Source organism: Legionella sp. 227, assembly GCF_043161935.1.
In the GTDB taxonomy this organism is placed as follows: Bacteria; Pseudomonadota; Gammaproteobacteria; order Legionellales; family Legionellaceae; genus Legionella; species Legionella sheltonii.
Genome location: NZ_CP171154.1, coordinates 3,021,642 through 3,034,752, shown reverse-complemented (window position 1 = coordinate 3,034,752; position 13,111 = coordinate 3,021,642). Strand labels below are relative to the sequence as shown.

Below are 13,111 nucleotides of genomic sequence, written 5' to 3'. Positions count from 1 at the left end.
TTCAAAATATTGTTATCGGTAATTTTTTGAGCGATTAATACTATTTTTTTATCTGCCTTTTTCAGTCCACACTCACTAAGTTTTTACCTTTTCAACCGTTTTTTCATATGGAATTTTTCGGTTCATCTTTTCTAAATGGGAAAAAATTGCTTTCCAAAAAAGCGTATTCACGCTTTTAGACAAGCCGCATAAAATGTGAACACCAAAGCACATACACACGAGGGTATATTATGTTTTTCCGTTTGCCAAAAGATATGCAATCTACTGTTTTAGGTTATCTTAAAATAAACGATTTAAAAAATATGAGTAGGGTCAATAAAATAACGAATGCATTAGCTCATGATAATCCAGAATACCATGTTTTAGTTATGGCAAAGCGATTTCTGGATTATGCAACAGGCGCAAATGGCGAAATTTCATTCAAAGACGCTATAAAAGCAGATCTCTATCTAAATAAATTCGGTAGCGAGAAAAATATTAGCCTATCGACCATGTGGAAAGCTCGCTCAAACTACTGCGAACATATGGCATATATTCTTACTGATGCAGATATTCACGAATTAGTTCAATGGGCTTTATCTAATCAATGCTCCCTTCAAGAGAAAAAAGCATTCCTAGATTTTATTTCTGAGCATTCAAAATGGATGCGACAAATTCCAGTTAATGACTTTGCAGAGCTTTTTGTTCGAGTGGGTTATCAACACCAATTGGGACAAGTGGCTAATAGTTATGAGAAAGCAACGGGTATATCAATTTTTGATTACATAAAGGAAAATATACCTGACGCAAACCAGAGAATTGTGGGCATACTTTTAAAAGAGGCCTTCTCACCAAATGCACAGAGACTCGATGTACACAAGGCGCTTACTTATATTACTAACAGACCCGAGCTACTAAAACACCTTTCAATAAAAGATGCAGCTGAGCTTTTTATTCAAGTGGGTAATCAAAGCCGCTTGGGAGTAGAGGCTAGAAATTATGAGAAAGCAACGGGCATATCAATTTTTGATTACATAAAAGAAAACATACCTGACGCAAACCAGAGAATTGTAAAAATACTTGTAAAAAGCGCTTTATTACCAAGTGCACAAAGGCTAGATGCGCACAATGCACTTGCTTATATTACTAACAGACCCGAGCTAGTAAAACACCTTACAGTACAAGATGCAGCTGAGCTTTTCATTCAAGCGGGTTATAAAGGCTTGGGAATAGAAGCTAGGAAATATGAAGAAGCAACGGGCGTACCCATATTTGATTACATAAAAAATAAAGTGCCTGATGCAAACCAAAGAATTGTGAAGGTACATGTAAAAGACGCTTTGTTACCAGGTATGCGTATGACCTATGCCACAGGGATATTAAACTATATTACTTATAATCCAGAACTGGCAAAACATCTCACACCAAAAGATGCAGCTGAACTTTTCATTCGAGCAGGTGGCCTAGATTTGATAGCATCGTTAGAAAAATACTGGCAAGCAACAAGCATATCTATCCTAGATTACATTAAAAATAATGTGCCTGATGCAAACAAGAGAATTGTGAAAATACTTGTAGAAAACGCTTTATTTCCAGATACTAGTATGGACTTTATCGAAAAGATATTTGGCCATATTATTAATAATCCGGAACTGGCCAAGTATTTCTCACCAAAAGATGCAGCTGATATATATAGTCGAATCAGTGATGAAAATATCGCTGCAACCATGAGACGTGAATATAAGGCAATGACAGGGAAAAATATTTATGATTACACTATAAATAGCAACGAGACAATGGAGCAAGATAGTACACAATCTTTCCGATTTTAAAAGGAGGCGTAAAAATATTGGCAAGATAGCGAGCTTATTCCATCATCCCTTGTACTGTGGAATGGGCTAGCTAACACCGCAGCAGTAAAGAGAAAAGCCCGCTTTCTCCAGTCATGTGATTGATCGGGCAGTTTTCTCGAGGCCCCAGTAATTTGTATGGATATTTTTGTAATAATTTAACTATCATAAACCTCAAAACCTTACCCCGGACGTGACCATTAAGAAAACACATTGTCTATTATTATTCATGCCATTATGTTATACTTCGCCTTACGTTTACTAACCATGTTAAGTACAGTGCAAACCAATTCTGAAAAACATCCAAAGTCACTCCGTATTTTTTTTGCCACTGAAATGTGGGAACGATATGGTTTTTATGTAGTTCAATCACTTTTAGCACTTTATTTAGCCTTACATTTTAAATGGCCTGACAAACAAGTTTATGCCTTAGTGGGTTCGTTTACTGCATTGACTTATCTTTCCCCAGTAGTAGGCGGATGGATAGCCGACAAGTTAATTGGTCAAAAAAGAGCTGTTTTACTTGGTGCCATTGTACTCTTTTTAAGCTACTGCATCTTATCGCTAGTGGATAACACCAAGATACTTACAGCATCGCTGGCTGCTATTGCTGTAGGAACTGGCTTACTGAAGCCAAACATATCTTCACTGTTGGGCAATGAATATCTAATGAGTTCAGCTCGTCGTGAGAGTGGTTTTACCATTTTTTATATGGGAATTACCACCGGTATTATTTTAGGAACTACTGTACCTAGTATTCTAAATGATAATTTTGGCTGGATCGCATCATTTACCAGTGCTGCAATTGGCATGGTCATTGCCTTTTTTGTATTTTTTTACGGAATCAAAAAATACAACATTAGAGATTATAATCCTTTTATTTTTCAATATAAAAAGATCATTACTGCTGCTGTGCTCATCGTATTTTTGTGGTCTTTATCTTTTTATATTCTCAATTCGCCACAATTAGCCAATATTATTTTTGGTCTGGTTGTCATATTCTCTGCCGGTTATATCTTACATTCAGTAAGCGGAGAAAATGCAAATCAATCAAGACAAACGCTGGTCATTGGCTTATTGTGTATTATTTCAGTCGTATTCTGGTCCTTTTACTTTCAAATGTTTATGTCATTAACTCTGTTCATTTCACGAGTTGTCGAACCAACATTTTTAGGTATTCAATTCCCAGCACCGTATTATGTGACCATTCAAAGTATAGGTATGTTACTTGTTGGTTATTTTCTTGCAAAGAAGAATCCAAAGCTTAACCTAATCGAACGCGGCTTAAGTATTGGAAAAAAGTTTCTTCTTGCTATATTTATTATCACTGCAGCCTATGCTGTCATTGCATTAGTCAGTAATTTCACTGATAAAAATACCTTACTTTCCCCACTTTTAATCATCCCTGCTTATTTAATGTTTTCATTAGCAGAGCTTCTTTTATCTCCGGTGGGATTATCTGCAATTACTTTGTTAGCGGATAAGAATAAAGTAAGTACTTTAATGGGTATCTTTTTCGTTTCTTTGGGAATTGGTGGATTTTTATCAGGCAAGCTAGCCTCATTAACGGCGATACCTTCAGGGGAAACAAACATTACGGTGTTAAAAACGCTCTACGCCGCTGCGTTTGCGCAACAACTGGGAATCCTGTTTATTGCGGCTTTATGCTGTTTAGTTTTGTTTGCAGTGATTAAATTTTTATTAACTCATGTACACTTAACAGAATAATCCTATTTTGGGTGAAATAAAGAAGGCCCATTTATTTCACCCAATCAATAAAAACAAGATGATGTTTATTGATAATTCAATAAATTACATATAAAAGAACAATACGAACTATTTCAACCCTTTTTATATAGAGAAAATACTGCTATTATTCAGCGCCTTTTATAGACGATTCACTTACTTATGCCAGATCAAAATCCAATATTAACAAAACTATTACAACTACTTGATGATAACCAAGCCATTGACGTTAAAGTAATTGATGTTCGAAATCAAACAACAATTACTGACTATATGATAATTGCTTCTGGACGCTCATCCCGCCATGTAAAAGCCATTGCGCAAAAAATGATGGAAGATATGAAGGCTTCCGGGTCGCCTGCTATGAATTGTACCGGTTTGGAAACTGGTGATTGGGTTCTTGTTGATTTTAGCGACTTCATAGTTCATGTCATGCAGCCTGAGTACAGACAATATTACAATCTAGAAGGTCTCTGGGAAGAACATTCCAAAGACTAAATATTTTGATTCATTGATTATGTTAAAAATTACTGTCATTACTTTAGGTAATAAAATGCCCGACTGGGTTACTCAAGGATCGAATGAGTACGCCAAACGCTTTAATGATGGTATTCAGCTAAAAATAATCGAGATCCCTCTAATTCGTCGCAGCAAATCATCGGACTTGTCGCGGATCATGGAAAAAGAGTCTGCTTTAATTAAAGAGGCTTTACCTAATAGCGCACGAATCATTGCTTTAGAAATCGAAGGTAAGACGTTTAGTAGTGAAGAGTTAGCCCTTAAAATATCTCAGTTGAATCAAACAACGAGCCACCTCTGCTTTTTAATCGGTGGGCCTGAAGGCCTTTCAAAAGACATTCTAAAATTATGCGATGAACGTTGGTCTTTATCCAAACTCACCCTTCCTCATCCCTTAGTGCGTATCGTATTACTCGAAACCTTATATAGAGCCTGGTCTATTATTAATAATCATCCGTATCATAAGTAGTAAATGTTGTGGGTAACCCTATTGCCCCTCACCCTAACCCCCTCCCCAAAGGGGCGAGGGTTAGGGTGGGTACAAACCGGGTAGACTGGTAACACTTTAAACCGGGATGATAGGTAACACTATTCTAGGAGAAAAAGGTGTTACCAATGAATTGGCTGAATACAAAGGCTGAAATAGAGAAATTAAAATTTATTGGAGATTGGTTAAAAGGAGAATTTAGTTTTAGCGAGTTGTGTAAGCGTTATGGAGTGAGTCGAAAAACAGGCTATAAACTAATAAATCGCTATAAAGCAGAGGGAGAGGCTGCGTTGAAACCAAAATCCCATGCAAGGCATCACCATCCAAATGGAACACCTTATGAGAAGCAACGACGATTAATTGAGTTGAAATATCGTTATCCTAAATGGGGCCCGGACAAATTAAGAGATTGGTTATTAATTAATGAGTCCGAAGAAGTGTGGCCGGCAGTAAGTACTATAGGAGATATTTTAAAGAAGCATGGTTTAGTTAAGCCGAGGAAATACAGGAGGCGCGTATCAGCGTGTACAGAACCATTTAGGGAATGCAACGATTCAAATCATACCTGGAGTGCTGACTTTAAAGGACAATTTAAGGTAGGTGGCACCTATTGTTATCCACTGACGATAACGGACAATCACAGTCGTTTCTTATTGTTATGCAAAGGATTAGTTGGTCCTCGACAAAAAGAAACAAAAGAAGGATTTAGGCAGGCATTTATTGAGTATGGTCTTCCCGATGTAATTAGAACCGATAATGGACAACCTTTCGCTGGAATGGGGATTGGTGCCTTAACAACACTTTCAATCTGGTGGTTAAAACTCGGGATAATGCCTGAGCGCATTGAACCAGGTCATCCAGAACAAAACGGAAGACACGAAAGAATGCATAGAACTTTAAAAGAAGCGGTGGCTTCACCTCCAAAATTAAATTTTGAGGAACAACAACACTGTTTTGATGCATTTAGAAATGAATATAATCAAGAACGACCTCACCAAGCACTTGATGGAAAAAGACCTGCAGATATCTATCGCGCTTCATCAAGAAGTTTACCCAATAAACTCCCAGAAGTCAGTTACCCTTGTAATTATGAAGTGCGGAAAGTGAGAACCAACGGTGAGATAAAATGGTTTGGTAAAAAATATTATGTTTCTGAATTACTAAGAGGAGAACTTGTCGGCTTGCAAATCATTGATGATGGAAGAGCCTCTTTATTCTTCTCGAAACTAAAACTAGGGATGATTGATGTGAGACAGAATAAAATTTCTAGGCCCTAAAATTTTAATCTGTTACCTATCATCCCGGTTTAAAGTGTTACCCATCATTCCGGTTGCACAGTGAGGGGTTTTTAAACAAATTTTCTTTATACTGGACTACCCCTATTTTAAGATATAAATAAAACCGCAAAATGCCAGGTTTCCACCGCGCTACACCCAGCTACAATGCTAGTAAACATTCGAATTTTAAGTTACTATGCAATTCTTTGAGCCCTGCTTAACTGACTGTGCGTCAATGAGTTATCAATCTTTTAAAAATTACCGAACTGAATCCCAGCACCAACTCTTTAGAATTAAATTGCTGGTAGCCTTTCTTATTATTTTATCTTTAATTCTTGTTTTAAGACTCGCTTTTCTACAAATCTCTGAATTTAAAAAATATCAAACACTCTCTTTAAAAAATCAAATGAGTATTATTCCTATCGCCCCACCTAGAGGAGTAATTCTTGATAGAAATGGAGTATTGCTTGCAGAAAATATTCCTGTCTATGTTCTGGAAATCATTCCTGAACATGTTAAAAACATGGATAAAACTTTAATCGAACTGCAAAAACTAATTCCTTCCATCTCTGAGGAAGATATAAAAAACTTTAAACGAACTCGAAAACAAAATCGATCCTTTGTACCCATACCCATTAAGTTAAAATTAACTCAAGAAGAAGTCGCGCTTTTTGCTATCAATCAATATCATTTTCCTGGTGTCAGTATTAAGGCGCGCCTGATGCGCCATTATCCTTTAGGCGAAATCACGGCACATGTTTTGGGTTATGTCGGTAGAATTAATATTGAGGAATTAAAAGCAGTCGATCCTACTAATTATCGGGCTACAAACTTTATTGGTAAGGCGGGTATCGAAAAATATTATGAGGATGTACTCCATGGCAAAGTTGGATACCAAATGGTAGAAACGGACGTCAGTGGACGGACACTTAGGGTCATTGATAAAATTAATCCTCGTTCAGGAGCAAAACTCTATTTAAGTATCGATGTCAGACTCCAGCAAGCAGCATATGAAGCGCTAAAAGACAAACGAGGAGCCGTTGTCATGATTAACTCTAAAAATGGAGAAATTTTGACCATGGTGAGTTCTCCTAGTTTTGATCCTAATATTTTTGTTGGCGGTGTCAGTTCTAAAGATTATAAGAAACTCTCCAATACCTTACAAAGACCTTTATTCAATCGTGCGGTACGGGGTGTCTACCCACCCGCCTCCACAATTAAACCATTTGTTGGTTTAGCAGGCTTAGATAAAGGTTTTATCACAACAGCCACAACAATTTATGATCCGGGAAGATATAAACTTCCCACTGCCAGCCATATCTATAGAGACTGGAAAAAAACAGGGCATGGAATGATTAATTTTAAACGTGCGATCACTGTATCTTGTGATACCTATTTTTATCAACTAGGAAATAAAATGGGTATTTCCAATATTGAAGACATGCTTGTTAAATTTGGTTTAGGCCATTTAAGCCATATTGATCTTTATGAAGAGGCTTCAGGAATTGTACCCAGCTTGCGTTGGAAAAAACAAACTAAAGGAGTGCCTTGGTATCCTGGGGATACATTAATCTCTTCAATAGGCCAAGGTTTTATGCTGGCCACACCCCTACAGATGGCTAATGCAACAGCCTCTTTAAGCCAGCATGGACAACGTTTTAGACCTCATTTATTGACGAAAACCGTGAACAGCGATAGTGGTGAGGTCAAACAATATAAACCTGTTGAAGAATATCCAATCTACCTTAAAGATGAAGCAAATTGGGATATTGTTGCAGATGCTATGCATAGTGTATTAACCAGTAATGAAGGTACAGGTTATCGCTTTGGACGTAATCCCCCCTACCCTGTTGCAGGGAAAACAGGTACCGCACAGGTCTTTAGCGGTAGACAATATGAAAAAGCAAAATATGAGGACATTCCCGAAGCATTACGTGATAACTCTTTGTTTATTGCATTTACTCCGGTTGATGAGCCTGAAATTGCACTTGCAGTTGTTGTTGAGAATGATGTTGCAGCCTCAATGGTCGCACGCAAAGTTCTCGATACTTACTATCAACTTTATCCGATGAAAACTCATGAACAGACGCCACAGTAAACCCGTTTATCGTTTTACCAAAAAATCACTCCATTTAGATTTTCCTTTATTGGGGTTATTGCTCGTATTAATCAGTTTTGGTCTTCTAATATTATACAGCGCTTCTAATGCCAATTCAGGTATGATTTTACGTCAATCCATGAGACTTATTTTTGCTTCGCTCATCATGATTGTGCTTGGATTTATCCCGCCTCATAAATATAAAATATGGACTCCATGGATTTATAGCGTCGGGTTAACTTTATTAATTGCAGTGATGCTCATGGGTAAAATTGGGAAGGGAGCACAGCGCTGGCTTGAATTGGGCTTATTTCGCTTTCAACCCTCTGAAATAATGAAACTGGCCGTCCCTATGATGGCCGCATGGTATTTTGACCGCCAGACTCGACCCAGTAGTTTCAAGTCGCTTAGCATTGCCGGACTCATTATTTGTGTCCCTGCCCTTCTTATTGCCAAACAACCCGATTTAGGGACTGCAATTATGGTGGCTGCTGCTGGCTTATGTGTGGTTTTTTTAGCTGGAATTCGTTTTAAGGTGATTTTATTACTCATGCTCCTGGTTGGCGCTGCGATTCCAGTGGTTTGGCATGTCATGCATGATTATCAAAAGCAACGCGTTTATACACTGCTTGACCCCGAACAAGATCCATTAGGATCAGGATATCATATTATACAGTCTAAAATTGCCATAGGCTCAGGTGGTCTTGCAGGAAAAGGTTGGTTGCAAGGAAGCCAATCACATCTTAACTTTTTACCTGAACATGCGACCGATTTTATCTTTGCAGTCACCAGTGAAGAATTTGGATTCGCAGGTGGGTTCGCTATTATTACACTGATTGTTTTAATTTCCCTAAGAAGTCTAAATATCGCCTCAAATGCCCAAACTACTTATACTCGCCTCTTAGCAGCAAGTCTTGCGATGTCGTTCTTTATGTCAGGTTTTGTAAATATTGGCATGGTTATGGGGATCATTCCAGTTGTTGGCATTCCTTTGCCTTTAGTCAGTTACGGTGGTACGGCAATGGTTACTTTTTTAGCGAGTTTCGGGATCTTAATGTCCATTAGCTCACATAAGATTTTATTCAATAGCTTACACTGATGTACCTTCATCCCGAGCCTAGCGAGCGATCTCCCATAGAATAGCGTGCTAATGCGTGGAACACCCTCGCTAGGCTCGGGATGAAGGGAACTTGAAGGATGCTGCTCCACTCAGGCTATGTTTATTTTTACAGCAATGCTGCAACTGGTTCAAAACTTCGACGATGAATCATGCATGGGCCAAGTCGATTTAATGCTTCTCGATGCGCCACAGTCGCATATCCTTTATGTTCGGCAAACCCATATCCGGGATAAATCGCATCAAGCGCAGCCATTTCAGCATCGCGAAATACTTTTGCAATAATAGAGGCGGCACTAATTTCAGGAATCAAATTATCACCCTGTACAATTGCCTTACAAGGAATACTTAACTTTGGGAGATGTATGCCATCAACTAATACCTGATCTGGCTGGATTGGTAACGCCTCAACCGCTCGCTTTATCGCCAGTAACGTGGCGTGATGAATATTCAGAGTATCGATTTCATCCACTTCTGCCCGACCAAATGCATAAGCTAGGGCTTGTTCTTTTATTTGTACAGATAACAATTCACGTTTTTTTGCGCTTAATTTTTTTGAGTCGGCAAGACCTTCTACAGGCTTTTTTAAAATAACTGCTGCAGTAACAACTGCACCAGCCAAAGTACCGCGTCCTACTTCATCAACTCCAGCTATAAGCATAATATTGTTCTCTTTATTTAAATCAGTATAGTCATGGGCTTTAATGTCGGCTAATAATACTCTTTTAAAATTGATTTATCATCCAGGAAATGCGATCATTCGCACAAATAATTAACATATAGACATAATGAGTAAAATTCGCTGCGCAGTAATTGGTGTAGGTTATTTAGGTAGATTTCACGCACAAAAATATAAACTCCTTCCAAATGCCGAGTTAATTGGGGTTTGTGATCTGAATCAGAAAGCATTAGACGGCGTATCACAAGAGTTGGATGTCCCAGGCTATAGCGATTATCGCGACTTATTTGGCAAGGTTGATGCAGTAAGCATTGCCGCCACGACCAATAAGCATTTTGATATTGCCAAAGCATTTTTGGAACATGGCATCCATGTGTTAATTGAAAAGCCAATCACTGAAACAATAACTCAGGCAGAAGAATTAATTCATCTTGCCAAGAAAAACCATGTAAAATTGCAAGTAGGACATCTCGAACGCTTTAACTCTGCACGACTCGCTTTGGATGAATATTTAGATACTCCTTTATTTATTCAATCAGAACGTTTAGCTCCCTTTAATCCTCGTGGTGCAGATGTTAATGTGATTCTCGATATAATGATTCATGACATCGATTTAATTCAAAATATAGTAAAAAGCCCCATTGCCTCAATCCAAGCCCACGGGACACCCGTAATTACTAATGCAATCGATATTGCCAATGCACATATTACATTTGCTAACCAGTGTGTCGCCAATATTACGGCAAGTCGAGTAAGCTTTAAGACGGAACGTAAGACAAGAATATTTCAACCTAATTCGTATCTTTCAATTGATTATCAGCACAAAAAATTTGCTGTTTTTAAAAAAGGAAAGGGTGAACTATTTCCCGGTATTCCTGATATCATTCGTGATGAAAAAGAATTTGAAAAAAGTGACGCCTTACTTGAAGAAATAAAATCGTTCATCAGATGCATTGAAGAAGACACGCTTCCATTGGTTACTGGTGAAGATGGCCGTCTTGCGCTTGAAACTGCTGAGACAATTACTACGCTCATTCAGAATAATTTAATTGAACGTCATGCAAAAATCTAAACGAGTTGTCATTATTGCTGGTGAAGAATCAGGTGATGTTCATGCATCCGTTTTAATTCGGCAATTAAAAGCCACCTATCCTGATATAGAGATTAGTGGGATTGGTGGTCAGCATATGCAAGAAGCCGGAGCGCACATAATTTCTGATTTAGCACGATTTGGCGTAACAGGACTTACAGCTGTTATTCGTCACCTTAATGTAATCCGTAAGGCATTTATTGCCATTAAAAAACATTTAAACCAACAAAAACCAGATTTACTTATTCTAGTCGATTACCCTGGCTTTAATTTGAGGTTGGCTAAATATGCAAAGCAAAAATTAGGTCTTAAAATTCTCTATTATATAAGCCCGCAAATTTGGGCATGGAAAGCAAATCGTATTCATCTAATCAAGAAATGCGTTGACCAAATGGCAGTTATTTTGCCCTTTGAAAAAACTTTATATGAAAAAGCCCAAGTCCCTGTCAATTTTGTTGGTCATCCTTTAGTAGAAAAAATAACATCTGTTGACTCCAGCAATGTGCAACGTACAGCTCTAGGTCTGCCTCAGGATGCAAAAATTTTTGCGCTTCTTCCTGGAAGTCGCACGAATGAAATCAAATATCATATGCCCATACTGCGGGATACTGCGCAGACTTTGCAGCAACGTTATCCTAACTTACATTTTGTAATCCCTATTGCAGATACAATTAATCCAGAAACAATTAAAGATTATTTTTCGGATATGCAGTTATCGATTAGCTTTGTCCAAGGTAAAGCAATAAATTGTATGGCTGCCGCGGATTTCATCATTGTTGCTTCAGGTACGGCCTCTCTCGAGTGTGCCTTATTAGAAAAACCTATGTGTATTATTTATAAATCCTCTTTTCTTTCCTACGTATTAGCGATGAGGTTTATTCGCGTAAAATTCTTTGGTCTGTGTAATCTTTTGGCGAACAAAATGATTGTGCCAGAGTTTTTACAATACGACTGTAATGCTCATGAATTAACTCGCTATATTGATCTTTTTTATAATGATCCCGAGCAACCTACAAAAATGATTTCGCAATTAACCAAGGTAAAGAAATCATTGTCCTCTGAAAAATCTGATCGCTCATTATTTAGTCTTGTGGTGAATCAATTGCTCGAAAATAATGCATAGTTTTCTCTTAAAAATATAGAATATCAATTATCCTTCATGTACAATTAATTTTGCTTTCATTTTAAATGTTAGCAATTGGAATGTGTGATTTAATTAATAATAAGGAAGTTAAGATGACTGTCATTGAAACACCTGATACTACTCTAAGCATGACTAAACAAGACCAAGGTCTACAAGATTTGGTCTACAATCTAGTCACTCGTTTTCTTGCTGAAAACAAGACCAAAAACATCGATGATCTTTATGACATGATATTATCTGAGGTTGAGCCTCCATTACTGCAAGCAGTTATGGAAAAACGTCGTGGCAATCAACTACAAGCTGCTAAGATGCTAGGTATTAGCCGTGGCACCATCCGTAAGAAACTCCAAAGATATTTTGGAACTAAATATTTTCGCTTAACTGATGAATAATAAATTTTAATTATGTTAAAAAGGCTCGAATATCGAGCCTTTTTTTTGCAGTAGATAAACCAGCTTTTAAGGATTTGTAATGAAAAAAATAATCTATCTAACCCCTCTAATTGGCCTACTATTAACCTCCTGTGTTACTGATAAACCTGATGTCATTGCAGATGATGCAGGTAACTTACATTACACAACGCCCTATCAAGACGATACACGTGGCCGCAAAGTTTTTCCGATGAAACGAGATGTTCAAGGAAAAAAACTCTTTGTTTTTGATCCAAAAGCTAATGCATGGGCAGCTTATGATGCCCAAGGAAACAGAGTTATGACCGGTAGTGCCTCTGGCGGAATGGATTATTGTGATGATATTCACGAATCATGTAGAACAGTTACAGGAACTTTCCATGTGTTCAATAAAAAAGGAGCTGACTGTAAATCCAATGAATATCCTATTGCTCGTGATGGCCATGTCATAGGCGGAGCCAAAATGCCTTATTGCATGCATTTCCATGACGGTTATGCAATTCATGCGGCCTATGAAGTACCTAAATACAACAGCAGCCATGGCTGTATTCGTGTTTTACCCGGGGCGGCAAAATGGCTGAATGAGAATTTCATTGATGTAGGAACAACGGTATTAGTACTCCCTTACGCATAATCACTACATAATCCTGGGAAAACAGTAAAATAATATTTCCCAGGATTTTAAAGAAAGAAAAATAGCTTAGTATTCTAGAGC

12 protein-coding genes are annotated in these 13,111 nt (G+C 37.8%); 11 read left to right on the top strand and 1 reads right to left on the bottom strand.

Annotated elements, in window-relative coordinates:
• The first annotated feature begins 230 nt into the window (after nucleotides 1-230).
• From ACF8MK_RS13185 to rodA, 7 genes are all read left to right on the top strand, one after another.
• The gene (locus ACF8MK_RS13185) at nucleotides 231-1,811 is read left to right on the top strand and encodes a hypothetical protein (protein ID WP_392537043.1); all 1,581 of its coding nucleotides are present in this window, start codon (nucleotides 231-233) and stop codon (nucleotides 1,809-1,811) included.
• Between the two features lie 354 nt (nucleotides 1,812-2,165).
• Complete coding sequence (locus tag ACF8MK_RS13180) at nucleotides 2,166-3,557, top strand: peptide MFS transporter (RefSeq protein ID WP_392538965.1); 1,392 nt, start codon at nucleotides 2,166-2,168, stop codon at nucleotides 3,555-3,557.
• 180 nt (nucleotides 3,558-3,737) lie between these two features.
• On the top strand, nucleotides 3,738-4,073 hold the full coding sequence (rsfS, locus tag ACF8MK_RS13175; protein WP_265704078.1) for a ribosome silencing factor: 336 nt from the start codon (nucleotides 3,738-3,740) through the stop codon (nucleotides 4,071-4,073).
• Nucleotides 4,074-4,092: 19 nt separating this feature from the next.
• Nucleotides 4,093-4,563 (top strand): 23S rRNA (pseudouridine(1915)-N(3))-methyltransferase RlmH, encoded by a 471-nt coding sequence (gene rlmH, locus ACF8MK_RS13170; RefSeq protein ID WP_392537042.1) that lies wholly within the window; start codon nucleotides 4,093-4,095, stop codon nucleotides 4,561-4,563.
• Nucleotides 4,564-4,709: 146 nt separating this feature from the next.
• Nucleotides 4,710-5,858 (top strand): integrase core domain-containing protein, encoded by a 1,149-nt coding sequence (locus tag ACF8MK_RS13165; protein WP_392536436.1) that lies wholly within the window; start codon nucleotides 4,710-4,712, stop codon nucleotides 5,856-5,858.
• Between the two features lie 235 nt (nucleotides 5,859-6,093).
• Complete coding sequence (mrdA, locus tag ACF8MK_RS13160; RefSeq protein WP_392537041.1) at nucleotides 6,094-7,956, top strand: penicillin-binding protein 2; 1,863 nt, start codon at nucleotides 6,094-6,096, stop codon at nucleotides 7,954-7,956.
• Complete coding sequence (gene rodA, locus ACF8MK_RS13155) at nucleotides 7,937-9,055, top strand: rod shape-determining protein RodA (protein WP_265704075.1); 1,119 nt, start codon at nucleotides 7,937-7,939, stop codon at nucleotides 9,053-9,055. The genes mrdA and rodA overlap by 20 nt, the downstream gene beginning before the upstream one ends.
• A 127-nt stretch (nucleotides 9,056-9,182) precedes the next feature.
• Here the strand turns inward: rodA and rnhB are convergent, their stop codons facing one another.
• Nucleotides 9,183-9,734 (bottom strand): ribonuclease HII, encoded by a 552-nt coding sequence (gene rnhB, locus ACF8MK_RS13150; protein ID WP_392537040.1) that lies wholly within the window; start codon nucleotides 9,732-9,734, stop codon nucleotides 9,183-9,185.
• A gap of 127 nt (nucleotides 9,735-9,861) precedes the next feature.
• Between rnhB and ACF8MK_RS13145 the strand changes: the two genes are divergently transcribed.
• The 4 genes from ACF8MK_RS13145 (at nucleotide 9,862) to ACF8MK_RS13130 (ending at nucleotide 13,030) form a co-directional block, all read left to right on the top strand.
• Entirely contained in the window at nucleotides 9,862-10,824 is a 963-nt protein-coding gene (locus ACF8MK_RS13145; RefSeq protein ID WP_392537039.1) for a Gfo/Idh/MocA family oxidoreductase, read from the top strand.
• Entirely contained in the window at nucleotides 10,811-11,965 is a 1,155-nt protein-coding gene (gene lpxB / locus ACF8MK_RS13140; RefSeq protein ID WP_392537038.1) for a lipid-A-disaccharide synthase, read from the top strand. Before ACF8MK_RS13145 ends, lpxB begins: the two co-directional genes overlap by 14 nt.
• A 113-nt stretch (nucleotides 11,966-12,078) precedes the next feature.
• Nucleotides 12,079-12,378 (top strand): helix-turn-helix domain-containing protein, encoded by a 300-nt coding sequence (locus ACF8MK_RS13135; protein WP_028380363.1) that lies wholly within the window; start codon nucleotides 12,079-12,081, stop codon nucleotides 12,376-12,378.
• A gap of 79 nt (nucleotides 12,379-12,457) precedes the next feature.
• Nucleotides 12,458-13,030, top strand: coding sequence for a L,D-transpeptidase (locus ACF8MK_RS13130; RefSeq protein WP_265704071.1), 573 nt, complete (start codon nucleotides 12,458-12,460; stop codon nucleotides 13,028-13,030).
• The last annotated feature ends 81 nt before the right edge of the window (nucleotides 13,031-13,111 follow it).

Bases quoted from the DNA above. Each gene is read 5' to 3' on its own strand.
- ACF8MK_RS13185 (WP_392537043.1), top strand. From the start codon at position 231: ATGTTTTTCCGTTTGCCAAAAGATATGCAATCTACTGTTTTAGGTTAT.
- ACF8MK_RS13180 (WP_392538965.1), top strand. From the start codon at position 2,166: ATGTGGGAACGATATGGTTTTTATGTAGTTCAATCACTTTTAGCACTT.
- rsfS (WP_265704078.1), top strand. From the start codon at position 3,738: ATGCCAGATCAAAATCCAATATTAACAAAACTATTACAACTACTTGAT.
- rlmH (WP_392537042.1), top strand. From the start codon at position 4,093: ATGTTAAAAATTACTGTCATTACTTTAGGTAATAAAATGCCCGACTGG.
- ACF8MK_RS13165 (WP_392536436.1), top strand. From the start codon at position 4,710: ATGAATTGGCTGAATACAAAGGCTGAAATAGAGAAATTAAAATTTATT.
- mrdA (WP_392537041.1), top strand. From the start codon at position 6,094: ATGAGTTATCAATCTTTTAAAAATTACCGAACTGAATCCCAGCACCAA.
- rodA (WP_265704075.1), top strand. From the start codon at position 7,937: ATGAACAGACGCCACAGTAAACCCGTTTATCGTTTTACCAAAAAATCA.
- rnhB (WP_392537040.1), bottom strand. From the start codon at position 9,734: ATGCTTATAGCTGGAGTTGATGAAGTAGGACGCGGTACTTTGGCTGGT.
- ACF8MK_RS13145 (WP_392537039.1), top strand. From the start codon at position 9,862: ATGAGTAAAATTCGCTGCGCAGTAATTGGTGTAGGTTATTTAGGTAGA.
- lpxB (WP_392537038.1), top strand. From the start codon at position 10,811: ATGCAAAAATCTAAACGAGTTGTCATTATTGCTGGTGAAGAATCAGGT.
- ACF8MK_RS13135 (WP_028380363.1), top strand. From the start codon at position 12,079: ATGACTGTCATTGAAACACCTGATACTACTCTAAGCATGACTAAACAA.
- ACF8MK_RS13130 (WP_265704071.1), top strand. From the start codon at position 12,458: ATGAAAAAAATAATCTATCTAACCCCTCTAATTGGCCTACTATTAACC.